The organism is Pyrodictium delaneyi (assembly GCF_001412615.1).
GTDB lineage: Archaea > Thermoproteota > Thermoprotei_A > Sulfolobales > Pyrodictiaceae > Pyrodictium > Pyrodictium delaneyi.
Genome location: NZ_CP013011.1, coordinates 1,521,458 through 1,543,366, shown reverse-complemented (window position 1 = coordinate 1,543,366; position 21,909 = coordinate 1,521,458). Strand labels below are relative to the sequence as shown.

21 protein-coding genes are annotated in these 21,909 nt (G+C 54.7%); 18 read left to right on the top strand and 3 right to left on the bottom strand.

Going from position 1 to position 21,909, the window contains the following annotated elements:
• Window positions 1-239: 239 nt before the first annotated feature.
• The gene (locus tag Pyrde_RS07815; RefSeq protein ID WP_231656717.1) at window positions 240-1,319 is read left to right on the top strand and encodes a radical SAM protein; all 1,080 of its coding nucleotides are present in this window, start codon (window positions 240-242) and stop codon (window positions 1,317-1,319) included.
• Window positions 1,320-1,473: 154 nt separating this feature from the next.
• Window positions 1,474-2,250 (top strand): phosphatase PAP2 family protein, encoded by a 777-nt coding sequence (locus tag Pyrde_RS07810; RefSeq protein WP_055409672.1) that lies wholly within the window; start codon window positions 1,474-1,476, stop codon window positions 2,248-2,250.
• Here the strand turns inward: Pyrde_RS07810 and Pyrde_RS07805 are convergent.
• Window positions 2,170-3,039, bottom strand: coding sequence for a hypothetical protein (locus tag Pyrde_RS07805; RefSeq protein ID WP_055409670.1), 870 nt, complete (start codon window positions 3,037-3,039; stop codon window positions 2,170-2,172). The two genes, Pyrde_RS07810 and Pyrde_RS07805, sit on opposite strands and share 81 nt — an antisense overlap.
• A gap of 33 nt (window positions 3,040-3,072) precedes the next feature.
• A complete protein-coding gene (locus Pyrde_RS07800; RefSeq protein WP_055409668.1) occupies window positions 3,073-4,068 on the bottom strand; it encodes an ABC transporter ATP-binding protein in 996 nt (331 codons plus the stop codon).
• Between the two features lie 249 nt (window positions 4,069-4,317).
• Between Pyrde_RS07800 and Pyrde_RS07795 the strand changes: the two genes are divergently transcribed.
• From Pyrde_RS07795 to Pyrde_RS10725, 7 genes are all read left to right on the top strand, one after another.
• On the top strand, window positions 4,318-6,216 hold the full coding sequence (locus Pyrde_RS07795; protein WP_231656716.1) for a KamA family radical SAM protein: 1,899 nt from the start codon (window positions 4,318-4,320) through the stop codon (window positions 6,214-6,216).
• A gap of 601 nt (window positions 6,217-6,817) precedes the next feature.
• A complete protein-coding gene (locus tag Pyrde_RS07790; protein ID WP_231656715.1) occupies window positions 6,818-8,116 on the top strand; it encodes a homocitrate synthase/isopropylmalate synthase family protein in 1,299 nt (432 codons plus the stop codon).
• Between the two features lie 243 nt (window positions 8,117-8,359).
• The gene (locus Pyrde_RS07785) at window positions 8,360-9,673 is read left to right on the top strand and encodes a 3-isopropylmalate dehydratase large subunit (RefSeq protein ID WP_055410874.1); all 1,314 of its coding nucleotides are present in this window, start codon (window positions 8,360-8,362) and stop codon (window positions 9,671-9,673) included.
• A gap of 23 nt (window positions 9,674-9,696) precedes the next feature.
• Window positions 9,697-10,209, top strand: coding sequence for a 3-isopropylmalate dehydratase small subunit (locus Pyrde_RS07780; RefSeq protein WP_055409666.1), 513 nt, complete (start codon window positions 9,697-9,699; stop codon window positions 10,207-10,209).
• 7 nt (window positions 10,210-10,216) lie between these two features.
• Window positions 10,217-11,251, top strand: a complete 1,035-nt coding sequence (locus Pyrde_RS07775) for an isocitrate/isopropylmalate dehydrogenase family protein (RefSeq protein ID WP_055409663.1) — start codon at window positions 10,217-10,219, stop codon at window positions 11,249-11,251.
• Between the two features lie 126 nt (window positions 11,252-11,377).
• Window positions 11,378-12,145 (top strand): glycerophosphodiester phosphodiesterase, encoded by a 768-nt coding sequence (locus Pyrde_RS07770; protein ID WP_055409661.1) that lies wholly within the window; start codon window positions 11,378-11,380, stop codon window positions 12,143-12,145.
• Between the two features lie 126 nt (window positions 12,146-12,271).
• A complete protein-coding gene (locus tag Pyrde_RS10725) occupies window positions 12,272-12,445 on the top strand; it encodes a hypothetical protein (RefSeq protein ID WP_156328036.1) in 174 nt (57 codons plus the stop codon).
• A gap of 20 nt (window positions 12,446-12,465) precedes the next feature.
• Here the strand turns inward: Pyrde_RS10725 and Pyrde_RS07765 are convergent, their stop codons facing one another.
• Window positions 12,466-14,076 carry a DUF4346 domain-containing protein gene (locus Pyrde_RS07765; protein ID WP_055409659.1) on the bottom strand — a complete coding sequence of 537 codons (1,611 nt, stop codon included), beginning with the start codon at window positions 14,074-14,076 and terminating at the stop codon, window positions 12,466-12,468.
• Between the two features lie 276 nt (window positions 14,077-14,352).
• On the opposite strand from Pyrde_RS07765, the gene Pyrde_RS07760 reads away from it, so the two are divergent.
• The 9 genes from Pyrde_RS07760 to Pyrde_RS07720 all read left to right on the top strand — a co-directional run bounded on the left by Pyrde_RS07760 (window position 14,353) and on the right by Pyrde_RS07720 (window position 21,901).
• Window positions 14,353-14,676 carry a hypothetical protein gene (locus Pyrde_RS07760; RefSeq protein ID WP_055409657.1) on the top strand — a complete coding sequence of 108 codons (324 nt, stop codon included), beginning with the start codon at window positions 14,353-14,355 and terminating at the stop codon, window positions 14,674-14,676.
• Window positions 14,673-15,629: a complex I subunit 1/NuoH family protein gene (locus Pyrde_RS07755; protein WP_055409655.1), complete on the top strand. Its 957-nt coding sequence runs from the start codon at window positions 14,673-14,675 to the stop codon at window positions 15,627-15,629. The genes Pyrde_RS07760 and Pyrde_RS07755 overlap by 4 nt, the downstream gene beginning before the upstream one ends.
• 7 nt (window positions 15,630-15,636) lie before the next feature.
• Window positions 15,637-16,071, top strand: a complete 435-nt coding sequence (locus Pyrde_RS07750) for a hypothetical protein (protein ID WP_055409653.1) — start codon at window positions 15,637-15,639, stop codon at window positions 16,069-16,071.
• The gene (locus tag Pyrde_RS07745; protein ID WP_055409651.1) at window positions 16,061-16,345 is read left to right on the top strand and encodes an NADH-quinone oxidoreductase subunit K; all 285 of its coding nucleotides are present in this window, start codon (window positions 16,061-16,063) and stop codon (window positions 16,343-16,345) included. The genes Pyrde_RS07750 and Pyrde_RS07745 overlap by 11 nt, the downstream gene beginning before the upstream one ends.
• Window positions 16,346-16,348: 3 nt before the next feature.
• Window positions 16,349-18,196 (top strand): NADH-quinone oxidoreductase subunit 5 family protein, encoded by a 1,848-nt coding sequence (locus Pyrde_RS07740; RefSeq protein ID WP_055409649.1) that lies wholly within the window; start codon window positions 16,349-16,351, stop codon window positions 18,194-18,196.
• A gap of 2 nt (window positions 18,197-18,198) precedes the next feature.
• Window positions 18,199-19,500, top strand: coding sequence for a proton-conducting transporter transmembrane domain-containing protein (locus Pyrde_RS07735; RefSeq protein WP_055409647.1), 1,302 nt, complete (start codon window positions 18,199-18,201; stop codon window positions 19,498-19,500).
• Window position 19,501: 1 nt separating this feature from the next.
• Window positions 19,502-20,887, top strand: coding sequence for a complex I subunit 5 family protein (locus tag Pyrde_RS07730; RefSeq protein WP_143522171.1), 1,386 nt, complete (start codon window positions 19,502-19,504; stop codon window positions 20,885-20,887).
• A gap of 161 nt (window positions 20,888-21,048) precedes the next feature.
• Window positions 21,049-21,495, top strand: coding sequence for an NADH-quinone oxidoreductase subunit B family protein (locus tag Pyrde_RS07725; RefSeq protein ID WP_055409643.1), 447 nt, complete (start codon window positions 21,049-21,051; stop codon window positions 21,493-21,495).
• Entirely contained in the window at window positions 21,461-21,901 is a 441-nt protein-coding gene (locus Pyrde_RS07720; protein WP_180385488.1) for an NADH-quinone oxidoreductase subunit C, read from the top strand. Before Pyrde_RS07725 ends, Pyrde_RS07720 begins: the two co-directional genes overlap by 35 nt.
• The last annotated feature ends 8 nt before the right edge of the window (window positions 21,902-21,909 follow it).

The following is a 21,909-nucleotide window of genomic DNA, read 5'->3' as shown; positions in this document are numbered from 1 at the left end:
CTCGTGGCGTGCAGGCATGGATTATGGTATGGGGGAGCACTAGGAGGATCATAAACTGTCGGTAAGTTCATCATCTAAGAGGGTGAATGGGAGCACTGGACTGTTCCATGCCAGATATAGTAGTCCTTCATTTGTCGTAGCCCTCTGAGACATCAAAAATATCTAGCAGTCTCTCCTTTAGCTCTATGGCTGCTATAAGGTAGTACCTGGAAGTATTCACCAGGGGTCCTGGAGGCTCTATGGCGTGGAGCTGGAAGTGGCGGAGCCCTAGCATACTCTTGGAAGGAGCCGAGCGATTCGAACGTGTCGAGATTCCGGTCTACCGTAGTACTGGCGGCCCCCTCTTCAAGACACTCTTGAGCAGTGGTTGTCGTATGGATTGTCGTTATTGTCCCTTTGCAAGTGGTACGAGAACGCCTAGGGAGATGTGGCACCGTAGTAAGCTGGTACGAGTCTTCCTAGAAGCCTATCGTCGGGGGCTTGTCCGTGGACTGTTTCTCAGTAGCGGATTCTACGGCGACCCGGAGCGTGTCAGCCTCGACCTAGTGGAGGTTGCTGAGGAACTTCGGCGCCGCGGCTACAAGGGGTACATCCACCTTCGTCTGATGCCTGGAACCCCGAGCTGGGTGATACGAGAAGCGCTTCGCGTAGCAAACCGCGTCGGTTTGAACTTAGAAGCACCTGGGCCGAGCTTCTTCGCCGAGATCGCGCCGAGTAAGGGTGGCTGGAACCTTGATCTCCTAAGCCGCCTTCTATATGCAGCCTCGGTAACCCGGTACCCGAGCCATGTAGACACGCAGTTCGTCCTAGGGGCGTCCGGTGAGAGTGATCTCGACGTGCTCAAGCTTGTAGAGTATCTCGTTGGCTCGGGTGTTGGTCGTATACATTTTAGTCCCTATACCCCAGTGCCGGGCACAGCCCTGGCCCGGGTGCGGCGTAGGCCAACTCCGCTCTGGAGGAGCCGACAGCTCTACGAAGCTGAGACCTTGATACGCGACTATGGCTTCCGGCTGCGCGACTTAGAACCTCTTCTAGACGACGAGGGCAACATTCCGCCGTCTTTGGTGTCGCTGAAGAGGCGGCTAGCCCAAGCGCATCCTGAGTGGTTCCCCGTGGACCCAGAGACAGCTAGCCTATGGGAGCTCCTACGCGTGCCCGGGATAGGGCCGCGACGTGCCCGGAGGATAATAGCAGCTCGTGCACGTGGGGAACTGAGCTTACACGTTCTTCGCCGGCTGCTCGGCTCAGGGTGGAGGATTGCTCAGCGTTACCTCGACCTAAGCAGCCTAGGCACGGGTACCCTCGACAGCTATACATAAAGGGACTGGTTGCCCAAGTTATTGAGAGGACTCCCGCTGAGCCACTCTCTAGGGCCACAATAGGCCCACCCTCGACTCGGACCCTGGTGTTCGCCGTTATCCCTTCTCTGGGGTCTTTAGTGGCGGGAAGGTAGGGCTAAGGTGTTGACGGGTAATGGACCGAGGCGTTGCTGGGGCTACATGCGCCTATAGGCAGCGTAGCAGCAAGGTTCTACGCTTACTCCTAGACATGATGCCCTTCTTGGCAGCCTACGCTGGTTACGAGCTAGCCCGCGGTGTAGCCCTAGCCCTGCGGGGCGTGATAGTCTATGAGCCTCTGCTAAGGCTGGAGACGACGCTCTTCGGGAAGCCCCTGGCACTGCTATTATCTATGCACCGGAGTATACTGTTAGACGTAATAACTGGCATCATCTATGCGTTTCATCCACTATACTTCCTGGCTTTCGCGGCCTACACTGCGGTGAAAAATAGGCATCTCTTCCGCTGTCTCACCACCTCTTTCGTGTTAGCTAGTATAGCTGCTATACCGGTCTACGCGTTGTGGCCTACTGCGCCGCCCTGGATAGCGATACCTGGCGTCTCGAGGCCCCCGAACCTCCTGGTAGAGCTGGCAGAGCTGGTTCTCGGGAGCCGTATAGACCCTAACCCCTTTGCGGCTATGCCCAGTATGCACGTCTGTATAGCAGTCATATTTGCCTACTACCACTGGCGGCTACGTGGCAAGAAGCTTATAGGCATCCTATGGGTCGGGTTGATGGCGCTCTCTACGCTCTACACGGCTAACCACTACCTAGCCGATGTGCTGGCAGGCGTGCTCTTAGGACTTGTAGCGAGTATTGCTGGCTGGAGGCTAGCCGGAAGCAGGCTCGGGGGGAGTTGCTATGGGGAGTATGAGCCGGAGAGAAGAGCCGTCAAGCAAGTCAAGGTCTAGCATAAGCGGCCTAGAAGCGTACATCATCGCCTTGAAATGCCCGGTAGATGTAGTGTTGTCTAGGCTAGACTCGTAGACTAGAGTGAGCCGTGTATAGTATAGCTCGCGGTTTTGCCGCAGGACGCCACCCAGTGGGACTACTAGTGTGTCTATTCCATCCCCCGTTATACGTTCCCATGCCACTCTGTCCTGTCCTAGAAACAGCTTAACGTCAATCATACCCTCATTTTTGCGGCTTGGCTTTACTACTATATAGTAGGCGTGGCTGGCATTGGGGTATACACCGTTAAGCTCTACCGACGACACACTGCCAGAGGGTATAGTCAAGTTGTAAACGGTGACCAGCTGTGTAGTGCTGGCTGCAGTCGTTATCTCGTGCGCTAGGCTAGTGCAGTTGAAGTAGACTGTAAGGACAGTGTATGGGTTTGGATGGAGTAGTAGTATGCCAGGGCCGCGCGGTAGCTGTATGCTAACTTCTATCTCCAGCCAGTCTATGAAAGATATCCCTTCCCCGGGAAGGGGGATTAGTAAGCTAGAGTTGCCAACGGATAGCCTGACAGCAGAGACTACTGAAGAGCCTTCAATGACTATATAGGAGCTGCAGAAAGTATGATTAGAGTGTACAATACAGAAGCCGTTACCGTATACAGTATTTGTGATGGGTGTAGTCTCGTCTAGGGTAGTTTGCTTTGCAGTACTCTGTGCTATGACATAGGCTGCTATGCCAACTATAATCCCAACGGCTACAGCTAACATAACTGTATAGCGATGGTGTAGTCTCCTATCCACGAAAGGCACCCGTTGTAGTTGCTTTACATGCCTCTACGTGTTTCTGCTAAGGCGGTGAGCGAGGCTCCAGTCTACGTCAAAGCGCACTTGCATGCCTGTCGTGAGTTTCTCGGCGTCAAGTGGGTGGATGTAAGCGCGAATGGTGCCTGCAGGGGTCTCTATGGAGGCGACTACTCTGCCCCGCTCTCGGGTGAGGCTGCGTAGCACTCCCTTATAGCCTCCATCAAGATGTATATATATGGCCTCTGGTGGTAGGGAGACGAGGCCTTGTCTTCCAGGGTCGAGCCTCTCCGCCTCGAAGACATTATGGCCTAAGAACTCTGCTACGCGCTTACTTGGGGGTCTGAAGTATAGCTTTTCAGTCTTATCGAAGGCCTCTAACCTGCCATCTATGAGCACAGCTATGTGTGTTGCAAGGGCCAGTGCTTCGTCCTGGTCGTGGGTCACGTGCACTATTGTGATGCCAGTGGCTTGGTGGAGTCTCTTCAATTCATTCCGCAACTGTTCAGCAAGAGGTCTGTCCAGGTGGCTAAGAGGCTCGTCGAGCAGCAGTATTCTAGCTCTTGTGGCTAGCGCTACTGCTATAGCGGCTCTCTGGAGCTGTCCTCCGCTGAGTTGTCCAGGCCTTCGGCGCAGTATATCCTCTATACCCAACATTCTAGCTAGCTGCCATGCCTCGCTCCTGGCGGCGTCTCGTGCTAGACCAGCTCTCAGCTCTGCTGCGAGAACTATGTTCTCCTCTACGGTGAGATGGGGGAGAAGCCCGGGTATCTGCTGAACAAATGCTACATCCCTTTTCCACGGTGGTAGAGCGGTGACATCTTGTCCATCGACAATTATGCTGCCGCTTACAGGGTCAAGAAGCCCTGCAATAGTCCTTAATAGGGTTGTCTTTCCAGAGCCACTGGGCCCCAAGACTACTAGGTAGCTACCACTCCCTAAAGCAAAGTCTATGTCATCTAGTACGGTCTTGCCGTCGATAGCCACAGTAAGGTTCTGTATCCTGAGGCTGCTACCGCGTAGGGCCAACTCGGCACCATCCCCGGGAGCTAGGGATGCCATGCAACAAGCGATAGTTGCTTCGGTTGATGCTTGATGCCAGGTCTTTACCCTACACGGTTGGTGCTATTGCTCTATCGTGGAAGACAGGGACAGCTTCCTGGGTAGAAAGCGTGTATGCCCAGAAGAAATGTATGGTGTAGGATTCCCGCTACGAGTGGGGGCAGACACTTAAGCCGCTAATCTACGCGATTGAAGCTCGTACCGGGTGCTCGGGCTATGCAAACGCTGATGGTGGAGCAATACGATTACTCACGTATACACCGTACAGAGGTGCCACTACAGATAACCAAGCCAGCAGTAAACATAAACCTTGACGAATTCCTCTGGAGCGAGGATCCCAACATAAAGGAGATACTAGTCACGTCCAGCAATCTCGAGGATGCCCGGCGGAGCCTCTTCCTCTACTTGAATCAGCTCGAGTGGAGCCTCTATAGCGGCGAGCGTAAACTGCATCCACTCATCGAGGCAATAGCGCGAGACGCGATAAGAGTGTTTAAGAACATTATAGCTCCGAGGAACGAGAAGCTCACCGGCTATAGTGCTCTATACCATCTCTGGCGCCTTGCCAAGGATGGCCAGAAAGCAGCCAAGGAGGTTGATGAGGGCTTCGTATATGAGTTTAAACACCTCTTTAAAGCGATAAACGGCCGTCCCGACATATATCCTGCTAAGTATGCTGAGGGCCTTGAGCAAGTAGACTTCAACAGGATAAAGGGCCGTGAGGCAGGAGTGGCACGGAGTAACTATCTAGACCAGCTAGCCAAGAAAGTTAGAGAATATCTGAAGCGGTACCCTAGTGGCCTCGACCCCGAGGTCATAGAGAAGAGGAAGGAGAATGTAAAGCGGATACTAGATGTCCTAGGCGGTAGCATGGATGATTGGAGGGACTACCGTTGGCACTTCCGCAACGTGTTGAAGGGACGTCGTGGAATCAAGGTGCTTCAGGAGCTAGCCCATCTCGGCGAAAACGACGTCAAAGCACTCATGGACGCGCTAGAGTATAAAGTACCATTCGGTGTAACACCCTACTACCTCCACCTCTTCGACCTCGAAACACCGTGGCGCCGTGACTATCATGTGCGCCGCCAAGTGCTACCGCCGCTCCACTATGTCAAGATGATGATAGAGCATCGTAAGGATCGCGAGTACTACTTCGACTTCATGGGCGAACATGACACGAGCCCGCACCCGCTCATAACGCGCCGCTACCCCATGGTGGCTATACTAAAGGCGGCTAACACGTGTCCACAGATCTGCGTTTACTGTCAGCGTAACTGGGAGATAGCAACAGCAATGGACCCCGAGGGTATACCCACCAAGAAGCTAATAGACAAGGCAATAGACTGGTTCGCCGAGCACCCCGAAATACGTGACGTGCTAGTTACAGGAGGCGACCCGATGATACTCAGCGACGATATGATAGAGCATATCGTGAAGAGGCTCTCGGAGCTAGACCATGTGGATCTCATAAGGATAGGTACACGCATACTCGTGACGGTTCCCTTCAGGATAACTGACGAGCTAGCAGAGATGCTCGGCAGCTACATAGAGCCGGGTAAACGCGTCATAACAATATCGTCACACTTTGAGTCGGCCTACGAGGTAACACCAGAGGTAGCTGAGGCAGCGTTCAAGCTGCGCCGCAACGGTCTAATGATATACAACCAGCAGGTGTATACGTTCTGGGTGAGCCGCCGCTTCGAAACAGTAGCACTAAGAATAGCGCTGAAGAAGGCCGGGATAGATCCATACTACAACTTCTACCCCAAGGGTAAGTGGGAGACAAAGGACTATCTAGTGCCGGTGGCGAGGATACTACAGGAGCGCAAGGAGGAGGCGCGCCTACTACCAGGCAGCTTCCGCACAGAGGAGCCGGTCTTCAATGTGCCTAGGCTCGGCAAGAACCACCTACGCGCTGGACAGGACCACGAGCTGATAATGATAAGGCCTGATGGCCGTCGCGTCTACCTCTGGCATCCTTGGGAGAAGAATATACAGCTAGTAGATCCCTACATATACACAGACATAGTCTCCATAAAGATGTACCTCGATAAGCTCCAGGAGGTATTCGGCGAGGACCCAGAGGACTACAAGAGTATATGGTACTACTACTAGCCCCCGTACAACAAGCTCCTCGAAAACAGCATAACCAGTTTTTAGCAGACCCTCTCCTACAGTTTCTCGCCTCGAGGCGGGCCTGCAGCCCCTCGAGACTACCGTGTATTCCTCAGTCACGGTCTAGCCTATTAGGTCTATGACATATTGTCTCTCTTGATCACAACCTCTTGGGTTAGCTGCGGGTATATACAGTATACTATGTACGGATATTCGCAAGTTATAGTCGTACAGGCGTACGCTGGATAAACAACAGAGTCAATTGATTGATAGCTTATTGTTCGCCTCAAGGTCAAGGGTGTAACAGAAACAGCACCTATCATAGAGTCTGTGTACCGAAACTGTATCTAAGAATGTACAGAGGAGTTAAATCCTAGACACCCGTCACAATTCAAGTGCTGGCTTCTACACTTCTAGTACGGAATCCGTCTCCAGGCATTAGTCCCACCGGTCACTAGTCCGGGCGTTAACTCCGGCAAGTTATTAGCACCCTTTGCCCTACACGGTCTACCCGCTGACCCCTATCCTTAGGGGCACACCGTTATTCCTAGCCTTCTCTGCCAGTACCTGGGGGTGGTGCGGTTTTACGGACGTAGCAGGCTTGGAGCTGTACCGTGACGTATTTCCGTACAGTGAACCTCCCCGTATAATGTTCGATGGGGAGGCGCCTGGATGGTTTGAACCAGACAGGATAGTAGTGACTGATACAACGCTGAGAGATGGTCAACAAGGCTGGCGGCCGATAACAGTCGAGGAAGGACTAAGGATCTACGAGCTGCTAGTAGAGCTTGGAGGCCGTGGTGCAATAGCCTCAGCTGAGTTATTCCTATACACGCCGAGGGACCGGGAGCTAGTGAAGAGGATAAGGGAGTATGGTGCAGAGTACCCTAAGCCGATAGGCTGGATACGAGCAACAATGAACGACCTTAAACTAGTCCTCGAAGCTGGGCTCGAGGAGACTACAATGCTGACGAGTATAAGCGACTATCACATCTACTATAAATTTGGCGTGACAAGGGACAAGGCGTTCACCAAGTACCTAACCGTAGTGGAGGAGGCTATGAAGCGCGGTATAGTGGTGCGCTGTACCCTCGAGGATGCTACGAGGGCTAGCCTAGAGAGGAACATCATTCCCTTTGTCGAGAAACTCATTGCTCTAAGCGAGCGCTACGGTGTAACATTCCGCGTAAAGGTGGCAGACACGCTAGGCCTAGGCCTACCCTTCCCAGAGATCGCGCCGCCGCGCGGGATACCAGCACTCGTAGAGGCTCTGCGCGAGATAGGACTAGCAGCAGAGCAGATAGAGTTCCACGGTCACAACGACCTAGGACTAGTGGTGGCGAACCATCTTGCTGCATGGTTGCACGGTGCTGGTATGAGCAATTGTACGCTGCTGGGTATAGGTGAGAGAGCTGGTAACTGTCCGCTAGAAGTAATGCTGCTACACTATGTGGGGCTTACTGGCAGATTAGACAGGGTTAACTTAGAGGCGTTGCCCAGAGTGGTCGAGGTTCTCGAGGAGATGGGATACAGTGTGCCAGAGTACCAGCCCTTGGTCGGCCGCAACGCCTTCCGGACAAAGGCAGGGGTGCATATTGACGGCTTGTTGAAGAACCCGGAGGTCTACCTGCCATTCGACCCAGGTATTGTCGGGAGGAGAGCAGACATAGCTGTCACAGCCTATGGGGGTCGCGCAGCTATAGTCATGTGGCTGCGTAGCCGGCTGCCTGAGAAGCTAGCTGAGTCTATAGACAAGGATGATCCGCGCGTCGAAGCCATCTACAGAGAGGTTGTGAAGTTGTTCGAAGAAAGTGGGCGTCACACACCGCTCAGTGACGAGGAAATGACACGTATAGTAGAACGCTACTTTCCCGAGATCCAGGGCAAGACCCGATCTTAGACATTCCTCGTTTTATCACTACGGATTATGTGAAGACTCTGAGGAAAATAACGTATATAGAGTTATAACTGTGGGTCTGGGTGAAGCCCCAGGGGCGTAGAAGCTCGTCAAGGGATTGTCCCCGGGGCTTTACTGAGACGGGATACAGAGGCGGACCGTCTGTCGTCGAATTAGGCCCCTCCGAGCCATATTCCCGTCGTGTATGCCCTGCAAGTCGTAGAAGCCGGAACCGAGGGGATAGGCTTGAGTAAGCCGCGCACCTTAACGGAGAAGCTGTTCGAGGCTAAGCTTGGCAGAGTGCCGGAAACCGGAGAGATAGTAGTAGTACCTATAGACCTAGTATATGCACATGACGGTACATTCACGCTAGCACTAGACGTCATGAAGGAAACTCCATTGTTGAGCCGCGTCTTCGACCCTAAGCGTGTAGCACTCTTCATAGACCATGCAGCGCCAGCTCCAACTGTAGCGGCTGCGCTAGTACACCGCGTAATGAGGCGCTTCGCCAAAGAGCATGGTGTAAGACTCTTTGACGTAGGCACTGGGATAAGCCACCAAGTGGTAGCCGACGAGGGCCTCATAAAACCTGGTATGTTCGTGGTAGGTGCAGATAGCCATACAGTCACTGGGGGCGCCTTTGCCGCCTTCGCTACAGGTGTAGGAAGCACAGACGCAGCTATAGCAATGGCTACAGGTAAGTTGTGGATGCGCGTCCCTGAGCAGGTAAGGCTCAAGCTGAGCGGAGAAGCACCTGGCTACATAATGGGTAAGGACATAGTACTCACGATCATAGGTATGGTACGCTCTGACGGTATGATATACAAAGCTGTCGAGTTCCAGGGCGAGGGCTTGAAGAGTATATCAATGGACTCCAGGATGACAATCAGCAATATGGCAGTAGAGATGGGCGCAAAAGTTGGCCTCTTCCCTTCCGATGCCGTGACACGAGAATGGTACCGTGCAAACCACGGCATCGAAGTACCACTCCTAGAGCCCGACGCAGGAGCCGAGTACGACGAGGAACTAGAGCTAGAGCTCCCACGCCTCGAGCCGATAGTAGCTGCGCCGCCTAACGTTGACAACGTGAAGCCAGTCCGCGAAGTAGAAGGCATAGAGGTAGACCAAGTGTTCATAGGGAGCTGCACCAACGGCCGCTACGAGGACTACGTCGCGGCCGCAAGGATACTCAAGGGTCGCAAGGTGAAGGAGGGTGTACGCTGCATAGCCGTGCCAGCGTCGCGTAAAGTCTACGAAAGGCTACTACGCAACGGCATAATAGATATACTAGTTGAGGCCGGCTGCTTCGTGGCATTCGGTACATGTGGTCCATGCATAGGCGCGCACCTAGGTCTCCTCGGCGAGAGCGAAGTAGCAGTATCGACGACTAACAGGAACTTCACCGGCCGCATGGGCCATAAGGAGTCGAAGGTCTACCTAGCAAGTCCTGCAACAGCTGCAGCAGCTGCTGTGACCGGGCGGATAACAGACCCCCGAGACTTCTTGCCCGCTGATGCTAGGCTGATGGTTGTAGATCCCTCGTACAGTTTCAAGCCCTAACAATGGAGGAGAGGTGAGTATCCATGGCTAGGGTTATCCGTGGAAGAGCATGGGTACTAGGTGACAACATAAGCACAGACCACATTATAAGCGGTAAATACAAGTTCGCTAAGATAAACAAGCTAGAGGATATGCTCCCCTACGTCTTCGAGGAGGTTATACCGGAGTTCTACAAGAAAGTTCAGCCAGGCGACGTGATAGTAGCAGGCCGTGGCTTCGGCTACGGCAGCAGCCGCGAGCACGCACCCAGGCTCCTCAAGCTTGCCGGCGTCGGTGCGGTGCTCGCTAAGAGCTTCCACAGGATATTCTACAGGAACTCGATAAACATAGGCCTGCCCGTGATAATAGTCCAGAGGATCCCAGAGGTCACTGAGCAGGGCGACGAGATAGAGGTAGACCTTGAGGTAGGCGTGGTACGCAACGTGACTAAGGGTGTTGAGGAGAGGTTCCAGCCGCCGCCGCAACAGCTCCTAGAGATACTCGAGGCGGGCGGGATAGTAGAGTACATTAAGAAGATGAACCGGCTCCCCTGGTGAAGCAGGAATGGCACGACGCTATCACATAGTGCTCATACCTGGCGATGGTATAGGCCCCGAGGTAACAGCAGCAGCGCGCCGCGTACTAGACGTTGTGGGCGTCTTCGACATAGAAGAGGTAGAGGCAGGCCTCGCCTACTACAACCGGACCGGTAAACCGTTCCCTGACGACTTCCTAGACCGGCTCCGTGCAGCCGATGCGACGCTAAAGGGTCCTCTAGCTACACCAGTAGGGCCAAGCGGGTATCGAAGCATAAACGTCTACATAAGGCAGAGCCTAGACCTCTACGCGAACCTTCGCCCCTGTAGGGGCTACCAGGGGATCTCGCCGCGAGTCTTCAACATGGTAATTGTGCGCGAGAATACTGAGGGCCTATATGCCGGCATAGAGGGTGTATTCCGCGACCAAGCGCTAGCAGTCAAGATAGTGACGCGGCATGGCTCAGAGAGGATAATACGGTTTGCCTTCGAGTACGCCAGGGCCAACGGGTTCAAGAGGGTCACAGCAGTCCACAAGGCCAACATACTCAAGCTCAGCGACGGCCTCTTTCTCCAGGTGTTCCGCGAGATAGCCAAAGAATACCCCGAGATACAGTCTGACGACCTCATCGTAGACGCGGCAGCCTACAACATGGCGCGGACCCCGGAGAAGCTCCAGGTACTAGTCACCATGAACCTCTACGGCGATATCTTGAGCGACCTCGCCGCCGGGCTGGCCGGGAGCCTAGGACTCTGCGGCTCTGGCCAGATAGGCGAGCGCTACGCGGTCTTCGAGCCGGTACACGGCGCTGGCTTCGACATAGCGGGCAAGGGTATCGCAAACCCGGTAGCAGCCATACACGCAGCCAGGCTCATGATGGAGTATCTAGCCCAGAAACATAGCGACCCCTACCTAGCTAGGGCAGCCAAGAGCCTCGACAAGGCAATAGAGGCTACGCTCGTAGAGGACCGGGTACTGACGCCAGACTTGGGCGGTAACGCCAAGACAATGGACGTCGCGGAGAATATAGCCAAGAGACTAGCGCAGCTCTTGGAACACTAGAGTTTATAGTGTCCCACCCAATTACAATGTGGCGTGTTTTGTCATCCTCTCCATGGAGCTATTTCTCTCGGAGCAGGTATAACGCCCCTGGCCTCTTTACGTGTAGCTGTATCCCTGGAGGGGTGGATGCTGCTGCACCCGGTTCTAGAGATGTTGAGCCGTAGGCCCTTCGCCGTAATTGGGCATCGTGGTGCCCGTGGCCTAGCCCCCGAGAACACCCTAGCCGCGCTCCGTAAGGCTGTAGAGGTGGGAGCGGATATAGCGGAGTTCGACCTACAGGTAACCGGTGACGGTGCTGTCGTTGCCTCCCATGACCCAGTACTACGCAGCAACGGTGGCAGAACAATCGATGTCAGGAAGGCTAGCCTAGCTGAGGTAAAGAGCATAGATCTAGGAGGAGGCGAAGCACCGCCGACGCTTGAGGAAATCATAGAGGAGGCGCGTGGCCGAATACTCCTCTTCCTAGAGGTCAAGGAGCCGAGAGACACAAGTAGGATAATAGAGGTCTTGAGGAAGGAGAACGCCCTAGACATGGCCGCATTGATAAGCTTCCATGATGATGTCCTCCACGCGGCGCGTCGGCTCGAGCCAGGGTTGCCCACGGGTATCATCTACTTCCGGCCGCCTGGAAGGATACTCGATTGCCGCAAACTGGGCTGCCGTATAGTGCTCCCGAGATACCCCCTAGCTACGGCCAAGGCGGTGGGGCTGGCTCATCGGCTAGGCCTACGCGTAGTGGCCTGGACTGTCAACGAGGAACATTGGGTACTAGAGCTGGCGAAACGGGGCGTGGATGGGATAGCGACAGACTACCCGGACATGGTAGTGGCTACTAGGAGGCGGCTAGCGGAAGGCGGGCTCGGCGAAGGGGGGTTACGGCCACCGGCCCCATAGTTCCAAGGGGCCTAGGCCGCAACCGGACAGTCCTTCGTGGGAACGCGTCCTCACAGCCCCAGGGGAGAGGGTAGTGTTTATGCCGCCCCGGCTAACACTCTGCCGCCTAGACCTGGGTGGAAGGCTATGAGCCGGAAGCTACGTCTCATAAAGAGGCTCGAACGCCACCTACGCAAGCATCCTAACGACAAGAAGGCCCGCGAGATACTCGAGGCACTAAAGGCTGGGCGCTACGAGTGGAAAGGCCGCAGTCTCGTAATTAAGCCAGCTACAGAGGCTGCAGAGGCGCAGCAGGGCTAGCCTCTGGCTCCTGCCATCCCTCATCTTTTCTCTCTTTGTCCTATAGGTTTAATGGGGCTCATGGCTCTAGCACTATACCAGCTACATCGCATCCACGGTGGCGTTAGGAGCGGCTCGTCCTGTACATAGCTCCTCTTCATGATTGCTGCTAGCTCTGCGCGGCACAACTCGTAGCCCAGATAAGCGTAATGACTAGGCTCGCTGGCGAGTCCAAGATAGGCTACAGCCTTGTAGAGATCTCGGCCGTTGCTGCCCCGCAGCTCTATGACGCCCCTCCTCCCGATATACACGTCTCTTATAGTGTCGCCTTCGACTACTATGAGGTGGCTGCCAGTGCGGTCCTGACGGAACCCGTACCAGGCTGCTAGGGTATTGGCGTCTAGGGATAGTCGGGGGCGCCTGGGCAGCCGGGGTTGGTCTCCGCTAGGTCTCTTCTCCTTGGCGTAGAGCAAGTCTATACCTAAGTCCTTCGGCCACCTATTCTTCAGTAGAGATACGCTAGTCATGGTTGCCGCTATGGCTGCCTCTGTGGTCGCCATAACGGTCTTCCTACTCTCCTCGGTGACTAGCATCAACGAGGCGCCGGCCTCGGCGAACAACTGTGTCAACACAGCCACCTGGCCGTGGCTATCAGCGTCTATCAGCTCGTAAGCGTTAGCTATGCCAGCTAGCAGCGGCGTCTCGGGGAGCCTCTCAGAAGCCTCAAGGTAAGCTGCTACGCTCCTTGCAAGTCCCCATCCCGGTGGGTCAACCATAGGATCGGCTATGGGTACGAGGCCCTTCTGCTGTGCACGCTTTACGAGACGCTCTAGAAGCTCTACTCTCTTGCTCACGCTCCTAGGGACATTGAACGAGGAATCTAGAGGTATGACGACAACCTGGCTGCCACGAGGCAGTTCATTAAAGAGTGGGTCACCCTCGCTAAGCGATAGCGTGAGGCAGTTAAGTCCTTCCCGTGCAGCATCGCGTGCTAAAACTTTATCAGGCGTGTCAAGTGCCACGGGCCCGATTCTGTCCACGAGTACACGTAGTACCCGTAGAGCCTCTTCGCGTTCCCAACTCTGTCCAAACCCGGCTACAATAATGTCAGCGCCGCGCCCCAGCAGCTCTTCGGCCCTGCCAGCTATATCCTCGGCCGATATACCTTGTCGGACAAAAACTTCGGCAGCCACCACGATGGGTGGAGGCCTCACGGGTACACGGACGCTGCAGACCTCGACACTGGGCGTGGATAGGTGATGTCTACGCAGCTCTTCGAGCCACTTATCCAGCATGAGTGAGGGGCTGAGACTTCCTTGCTCTGCCAGCCTCTGGAGCCCATCTTCGCCTAGCTCGGCTATCAGCCTCAAGCTCTCCGGATCCGGTGGTCCTCGGACCACGGGGGCTCCGGCAGCCTCTTCAAGTCCATCGAGGCTATAGCTAAGGGTGCCGGGAACTATAATGAGGTCATACCTGCCCCTTAAGCCCCTAAGTATATCCTCCAGTATGTCCCGAGGTATCAACGATGCCACATCAATGGGTGCTTCGACGACATCTATAGTCCATCCGGTGGCTCTACGTATATCGGAGACAACGCTCTCTACCCTATTCCTGGCCCGCTTACCTGTTACAAGTGCTATCCTCGGTGGCACGATTGATCCCTACCACACTTGTTCTCTCACTTATCCCTGGCTCTAGGGGCTGGCGTATCACTAGCAAATTTAGTCCTCGGAGACTTGAGCTCTACGAGTTTCGGGCCTATTATATGTTGACTAATCATATTCTCGTGAGCTTGTGTCGGGGCCCGTACTCTAGCGGTCTAGCACTAAATACAGCGTATCAATCGTAATTAACAATGGATATCCAGCTAAATCGGAGTAATGCTCTAGCGAGGATAACTAGGCGCTTGGAGTCATGGTGTACAAAGGATGATAGAGCTGGTCATTGCATTTGTACTAATAATGGTTGTATCGGCGAGCTACTATCTTGCATCAAAAAGTTTGGCACCAGCTCCACGTAGAGAAGGAGAAGCAGTAGAGCCCTACATGTGTGGAGAAAAGACAGAGCCTCTTCGAGAAGCATCGCCGCCATACCCTTGGCTGCTACTCCTCTTTGCAGCGGTGGAAGCAGTGCCCGTAGCAGTACTACTAGCTGGTGGTTCTAGCAACGTATCGGCTCTCCTCTTTATGGTTGCCGGCGTCTTCTCGGCCATAACTGCCCGTAGTATACTCAAGAGGAGACACACGTTATGAATCCCCTAGACCTGGTCGTGAAGGCTACTGTATACCCTGGCCTAACGTTCGTGGTAGCGCTAGCGCTGTTGCTCGAAGCTGTTGAGCGTAAAGTTGTAGCCAGGCTGCAGAGCCGTATAGGTCCTAGCTATACTGGATTAGGAGGTTTACTACAGCCGCTCATAGACCTCTTGAAGCTGCTGGGTAAGGAGGATCTTGCGCCCCGGAGCCAGGACCCGGTTGCAGTGCCAGCAGCGCTGATATGGAGTCTAAGCCTAGCCGCGTTTGCCTCGCTTTTCATCCCCTGGAGCGGTGCTATAGGCTTTAGCTTTCATGGCGATGCAGTGCTCGTTGCGGCGTGTTTAACCCTCTCGCTTGGCCTCCTCTACCTGGCAGCCTTCTCGACTCATAGCCCTTATAGTGTCATTGGTGGGTTCCGTCTGCTAGGGCTCCTAGCAAGCTATGAAGTTGCTCTCCTCTCCCTGCTTGGTATAGTCTATGCTGTTACAGGCTCGCTCTCGCTCGCGGAGATAAGGAGGACACTGTGGAGCAGCCTAGCTGCTGAGCCGGTGTTCTTGCCGTTGTGGCTAGCGGGGGCTGTGCTAGGCTTCGTGCTGATCCTAGCCGAGGCAGGCAAGGACCCGTTTAGCGTGGCAGAGGCTGAGACCGAGATTGCAGGTGGCTTAATGGCGGATATGAGTGGTCGTCGCCTCGCGTTTGCACACTTGACGCATCGTATCCACGAGACTGTCTCGCTATACTACTACACGACGCTGTTCCTCGCGCCGCCCTGGAGCGGCATAGCAGGGCTCCTTGCGCTCCTGGGGACAGGGCTAGCAGTTGCCATTGCTGCTACACTAGTAGATGCAGCAGCTCCGAGGCTACGGCTCGTAGACGTGGGGAGAGCCTCATGGACTGCCATAGTGCCATGCTCCTTCATAATTGCGGCTCTAGCACTAATAGTTAAGGGGTGATAACAGAGTGAGTATCTTCGCAGGAGTACTAGCAGCTGCGGCGGCTGTAGCGGCGTTCTATGCTGCCACCACGGGGCGAGACGAGCGAGTGTTACTCTCCTCCACCGCAGCTCTGGTGCTCCTCGCGTTAATGTTTATTGATATGGGCGAAGTTGTTGCAGCCGTTGTACAGCTCTCACTCGCAGCCGGGTTTCTAGCAGCTGCAGGCTTCCTGGCTCCCGAGTTGGGCGGCTCGAAGCGGGGCGTCGTCCCGGGTATGGGGGCTATAGGTGCACTCGTGGTGCTCGTAGCCCTAGCCATCGCTGGCTCTCATATACAGCAGCCCCGGGAGCTCAGTGCAGAGGAATGGGCTCCTCTAGCAGTAGCCCTGGCATCTGCTCCGCTAGCCTCAGTGTTGCTAGCGTTAAGAGTCGTGGCGGGAGGTGAAGACGGTGGAGACTAGCATATTCTACTCAATAGCACTAGCAGCTATAGCCTCTGCAGGCCTCTACATGCTCACTCGGTACTCTAACTTTCTCCGCGTACTGGTCGGCCTCGAACTTGTGTCGGCTTCTGCAGCAGCATCCCTCGCCATGTGGGGTGGTAGCCTAGGCTTCTACCTCTTCATACTAGTTCTCGACACCGGTATAATGGCCCTAGCAGCTGCGCTCGCCCTCCGCGCCTCAAGGCTCCATGGGGCTAGGAGTGTGGACGAGTTAGACGAACTAAGGGGGTAGACTATGGAAACGGCTAGCTTGACTACTCTAGGCTACGCGATTATACTGACACCTCTCGCAGCATCCCCAGTCGTAGCCCTGGCGGGACGCTTCCTCGGCCGCCGCGCTGCATGGGGCCTCGCGCTAGCCACGGGCTCTACTGTACTGATGCTCGCACTGCTAATCTACAGCAAGGCTCCCGAAACAGCCTTCTATATAGAAGGGCCTAGTCTCCCCTTGGTTCCGGGTGGTGGGTTTAGCCTCTCGCTCTATATCGACGGGCTCGCGGCGCTCTTCTCGCTGATAGTAGGCCTCGTGGGCCTCCTAGTGATATTGTACTCGTACAGCTACATGGCTGAGGATCCGGGGTACTCGCGGTACTATAGCCTTCTGGTACTCTTCCTCGGCGCAATGGAGGGTCTTGTGCTGACTGGTAGCCTAGTAGCCCTTTACATGTTCTGGGAGATGGTCGGGCTCTGTAGCTTTGCATTGATAGCACATTACTACTCGCCACGCGCCTCAGCAGCTGGCGTCAAGGCTTTCCTGACCACAAGGATAGGCGACACAGCCCTCCTAGTAGGCATAGTCTATGTCTATACTATTCTCGGCTCGGTCGAGTACCCCGTACTCGCAGCATCTGGTCTGGCTGCTCTAAAGTTGTTCCTCTTGCTAGCCTTTGTCGGGGCGGTGGCGAAGAGTGCGCAGCTGCCGCTGCATGTCTGGCTCCCCGACGCCATGGAGGGCCCTACTCCTGTCTCGGCGCTGATACACGCGGCCACAATGGTCAAGGCGGGTATCTACCTTGTTCTAAGGATTGCCTCTCTTGCCCTCATAGGCGGTAGCGTCGCTCTGCCCCAGAGCTTCATGCAGCTGGTAGTGCTTGTGGGTGCAGCTACGGCCCTTTATGCAGCCGTCTCGGCAGCAGCACAGTATGACGCAAAGAGGCTGCTAGCCTACTCGACTATAAGCCAGCTAGGTTTCATGTTTGCAGCGTTAGGGCTCACGTGGAGAGTAGGCGTAGAGGGTCTCGTAGCAGTGTTAGAGCATGTAGCTAGTCACGCCGTGTTCAAGGCCCTTCTATTCCTAGCCGTAGGTGTCGTTATACACGAGTTTGAGCCCATCTTTGGTCCAGAGATTGCAAGGGATATGCGCTATGTGGCAGGTGCTGCCCGGCGTAGTCCACTCCTCGCTGCAAGCCTAGTAGCAGGGGCGGCAGCGCTAGCCGGTATACCGCCTTTCAACGGTGCATGGAGTAAAGAGGCGATAATAGGAGTAGCCTTATCAACTGAGCCTCTCGTGGCACTAGTTCTCCTAGCAGCGTCGGTGGCCACGGCGTTCTATTCGGTGAAGCTCGTCTACTATCTCGTCTTCGCAGAGCCAAGGTACAAGGAGATAAGGGTAGAGGAGATACCAGCATTTATGGCTGCTCCACTTCTATTCTTGATAGTGATGACTCTAGTCTCGCCCCTCCTAGTCGTACCACCCTTCCAGCCGAGCGAAGCTGGGCCATTAGCGGTAGCTGCTAGCCTCGCTGCTGCAGCTGCTGGTCTTGGGACGGCATTCTTGTTGTACACCCGTAAAGTGGCAACCCTTAGGCTAGCGGCTCTACAGCGTGCAGCACTAGAGGGCTTCTACATAGACAGGATCTACACAAGGATAATAGCGCCCTCGATACTGTTTGCTGTGAATCTATCGGCTAGAGGTCTCGTAGAAATCGTTGACGCCGTTGTTGATGCTGCTACTTCGTTCTCGTTACAGCTTGGAGGCATGCTACGCAGCTTACACGGTGGTAAGCTGAGCTACTACTATGCAGTCTATCTAGCCGGTCTCGTTCTACTCATCATAGTCGCCCTGGTAAGTATGGGTGGTTAGCCATGGACGTATACCAGCTACTAACCCTGGTAGCCGGCGTTCCTCTAGCCGCCGCAGCTATCGCTGCTGTCCTTCCGCGCCGTGCAGCAGCAGCCACGACACTAGCCACAATGATCTACATGATGGTAATTGTTTGGGTATTGCCCCAGGGTATGGTAAGGTATGCTGGCCTAAACATCCTATACGTGACGACGGAGTATAATGCTATGGCGGTACTCCTCCTACTGGCAGAGATACTAGCCCTAGCCAGTCTAGTAGATGAGCTAGATAAGGTGAGGGCACCGCTAGTTATCTTAGCCGTTCTAGGCGGGTTCCTCGTGCTCTACTCGGCTAGCCTACTAACCTTGCTCGCCGGTATAGAGACGGCTGCCGCCGCCTTAGCCGGTCTCTATAGTCTTGGAGGCCGGCGTAGTGGAGAAGTTGCAGTGAAGTACCTTTACTCGTCGATACTGGCGACAGCCCTCATAATTGTTGGCATGGGGCTACTCTACAGTCAGGGCTTTCACAGCTTTACCGAAGCACCCCTGGGAGGGGTGTCATGGGCGACTCTCCCTGTGCTCCTTGGCCTCGTCTTCCTCACAGCGGGGCTGGCGCTTGAGGCCGGACTTGCACCATTCTATATGTGGCTGCCCGATGTAGTCCAAGGCGCTCACTTGCTCGGAGTGGTTACTGCCATCCTACTTGTAGATGCTCCAGTATTATTGGTGTTCTTCAAGCTGATAGCCTCCTCGGGAGTCTTGCTCGGCCCAATAATCGCGGCGCTCCTTGTCCTCCTAGCAATGGCGAGCATGGTTGTGGGCGAATTCTCTGCTCTAGCTCAGAAGGAGCTACGTCGCATGATAGGCTACAGTATGGTGAGCGACGCTGGCTACACTGTCCTGCTCGCAGTCGTCTACGCGCTATCTGGTATACGCGACCCTCTAGTCCCGATATACTTCATAACAGCTAGCAACATGTCCATAGCCCTGGTAATAACTGCTCACCGTTACGAAAAGACAAGCATCGGCAAAATAGCACAAGTGACGGGGTTACTCAGCCTAGCCGGGACGCCGCCACTCTATGGGTTTGCCGCGAAACTCTCAGTAGTAGCAGCATTCGCTGCAGCTGGATACACTTGGCTAGCAGTAGTATCGGCAATCTTCTTCCTAGTATCAGCGGTCTACATCTTCCGTTACTTGATAATGGGTGGATATCAAGTATCCCATGGCGTCAACGTCCCCTGGCTCCCTCTCCTTGCGTATTCGCTGCTTCTACTCGTGCTGGGAGTCTATCCCGGCCTAGTCCCCATGCTTGGAGGTGGCTAACGTGCTCGGCGTACCAGTAGCGTATGCGACGTCGCTAATAGTGCTTGGATTAGGTGCTGCAGCAGTCCTAGCTGGTAGGAGGGCAGCCTCAATAATCTCGATAACAGTGTCCGCTATTATTACGCTGCTTGCCAACGGCGACGCTGTATGTCGTTCATGGTTAGCTGTCGTCAACGCTCCAGTGTGTATGGGGCTAGACACTGTCTCGAAGCTCTTCGCAGCCCTCTCTGCCCTAGTAGCGATAACAGTCATAGTATATGCAGGCAGAGCTGGCGTAACATGTAGAGGAGGGGAGGCAGTCTTTGAGATAGTTGTAACTGCTATACATGCTTCGGTTATTGGGCTCGTCTACGCCTATAGCTTGCCGCTCTTCTATGTGTTCTGGGAACTAGTACTCATAGTGTCCACGGTGCTAGTTTGGCTCTGGAGCCCTAGAAGAGCCCCAGAATTCTTCATATACATGCATGCAGGCTCCCTGCTACTTCTCGTAGCGGTAGGCGCCCTACTAGCAGCCAATGCCCCGGTCTTCGGAGGCAATGTCGTGGATGCTAGCCTATCAACAATAGCGCTACCATTGGCACTTATAGCTTTTGCAATAAAACTCGGTGTCTTCCCATTCCACACATGGCTCCCACGTACCTACACCTCAGTGCCCCCATTCGCGGCAGGCTTACTCGCAGGCGTGGTCACAAGCATCGGCGCCTACGGAATGTACAGGTTCACGACAGGATTCCACTGGCCCCACCAAACCACAGCCATGCTAGAGGCCGCGATGTGGCTGGGCATAACCTCGGCAATAGTGGGAGCCCTCCGAGCCCTCTCAGCTAACCGGTTAGGCTTCATAGCCTCCTACAGCAGCATTGGGCACTCCGGCATAATCTACGCCGGGCTTGCCGCTGGCCATCCCCTGGCGGCCGCTGGTGGAGTACTAGCAGCCCTGGCACACGGCATCGTAAAGCCCCTCTTCTTCCTCGTAGCAGGAGTGCTCGAGAAGCAGAGCGGAAGCGACGACATACGCAGCATGGGAGTTTTCGCCCGCAGCATGCCCGTCACAGCCTTCGCAGCCTTCGTAGCAGCCATGAGTCTGGCCGGGGCACCGCCCTTTGCAATGTTCCCAGGTGAGCTACTCATAGTCCTAGGGGTAGGGCGGGTCTACGGCATAGCAGCAGTCGCTGCGCTAGCACTTGCTGTATTATCCTCTGCAGCCTATGCGCTTAGGTTCTGGCTACGAGTATTCTGGCATCCGTCGGTAACGGTTCCTCGTACACTGCCTTCTGAGGCTCCGTCTAGGCTTCTTGTACCACTCCTCATCCTAGCAGCGGCCGCAATAGCTCTAGGTGTATTGCCGGGCCCCATCGTGGACAGTATAGTCAGTCTAATCCGCTAGCGGGGGTGTGTAATCGTGTATGCTGTGGCAGCGGGTTCTTTATCCCGGCTTCTACGGGGTAACCCTAATCAACTATGTTTCGTAGCTATATACTCTATTTGGCGGAGGCGTATATCCCCTTGCAAAATGTGAAGCATCGTGGGAGTTCTTTCACCTTAAGAATGCTCTCACGTTCACCCTGGTTACTCCACTTTAACACCGGCGCATGCAACGGCTGTGACATAGAGGTTCTTGCGGCCCTAACACCCCTCTACGATCCAGAACGCTTCGGTATAAGACTGGCCCCGAACCCTCGGCATGCCGACATAATCATTGTGACGGGTGCACTAACCAAGAAGTCTGCTGAGAGACTTCGTCGTCTCTACGAACAGACACCTGACCCAAAACACGTGGTTGCAGTTGGTACATGTGCTATCTCTGGCAATGTGTTCCGCAATAGCTACAGTGTAGTTGGTGGAGCCGACAACGTCGTGCCGGTGGATCTCTATATTCCCGGATGCCCGCCGCGTCCTGACGCGATACTCCAGGCCATAGTTAGGCTCCTTAAGAGTATCCGAGAGGAGGCTGACAGAATTGAAGCAGCTAAAACTGTGGCTGAAGAACAGTAAAGTAGAGATTGTGGAAAAGAAGCAACGACGTCTAGAAGTACGTATTGATGATCCCTGGAAACTGCCAGGAGTAGTTAAAAGCTTGCTAGAGGCCTACCCTCGTGGAGTTTACCTCTCAGCGATAACTGCCATAGATCTCCCTGAAGAGGACAGTATAGAGCTAGACTATGTGTTCTGGATTATCCCGGAGAAGAGCCTACTCACGCTAAAGACGCGGGTACCGCGAAGCCAGCCAAGAGCACCAAGCTTGGCACTGTTACTCCCCGCTGCAGTGCCCTATGAACAAGAGGTCTACGACCTCTTTGGCGTAGTCTTTGAGGGTAATGAGAGTCTCCGCTTAGGGTTCTTCACACCGCCAGATGTAGCTGGAGAATATCCGTTACGCAAGGACTGGAATAAGAGGTGATAACGGGG

What these genes read in the sequence shown, in the direction of transcription:
- Pyrde_RS07810 (WP_055409672.1), top strand. Translation starts at nt 1,474, where the DNA reads ATGGACCGAGGCGTTGCTGGGGCTACATGCGCCTATAGGCAGCGTAGC.
- Pyrde_RS07755 (WP_055409655.1), top strand. Translation starts at nt 14,673, where the DNA reads ATGAATCCCCTAGACCTGGTCGTGAAGGCTACTGTATACCCTGGCCTA.
- Pyrde_RS07740 (WP_055409649.1), top strand. Translation starts at nt 16,349, where the DNA reads ATGGAAACGGCTAGCTTGACTACTCTAGGCTACGCGATTATACTGACA.
- Pyrde_RS07735 (WP_055409647.1), top strand. Translation starts at nt 18,199, where the DNA reads ATGGACGTATACCAGCTACTAACCCTGGTAGCCGGCGTTCCTCTAGCC.
- Pyrde_RS07760 (WP_055409657.1), top strand. Translation starts at nt 14,353, where the DNA reads ATGATAGAGCTGGTCATTGCATTTGTACTAATAATGGTTGTATCGGCG.
- Pyrde_RS10725 (WP_156328036.1), top strand. Translation starts at nt 12,272, where the DNA reads ATGAGCCGGAAGCTACGTCTCATAAAGAGGCTCGAACGCCACCTACGC.
- Pyrde_RS07780 (WP_055409666.1), top strand. Translation starts at nt 9,697, where the DNA reads ATGGCTAGGGTTATCCGTGGAAGAGCATGGGTACTAGGTGACAACATA.
- Pyrde_RS07815 (WP_231656717.1), top strand. Translation starts at nt 240, where the DNA reads ATGGCGTGGAGCTGGAAGTGGCGGAGCCCTAGCATACTCTTGGAAGGA.
- Pyrde_RS07725 (WP_055409643.1), top strand. Translation starts at nt 21,049, where the DNA reads ATGCTCTCACGTTCACCCTGGTTACTCCACTTTAACACCGGCGCATGC.
- Pyrde_RS07795 (WP_231656716.1), top strand. Translation starts at nt 4,318, where the DNA reads ATGCAAACGCTGATGGTGGAGCAATACGATTACTCACGTATACACCGT.
- Pyrde_RS07770 (WP_055409661.1), top strand. Translation starts at nt 11,378, where the DNA reads ATGCTGCTGCACCCGGTTCTAGAGATGTTGAGCCGTAGGCCCTTCGCC.
- Pyrde_RS07775 (WP_055409663.1), top strand. Translation starts at nt 10,217, where the DNA reads ATGGCACGACGCTATCACATAGTGCTCATACCTGGCGATGGTATAGGC.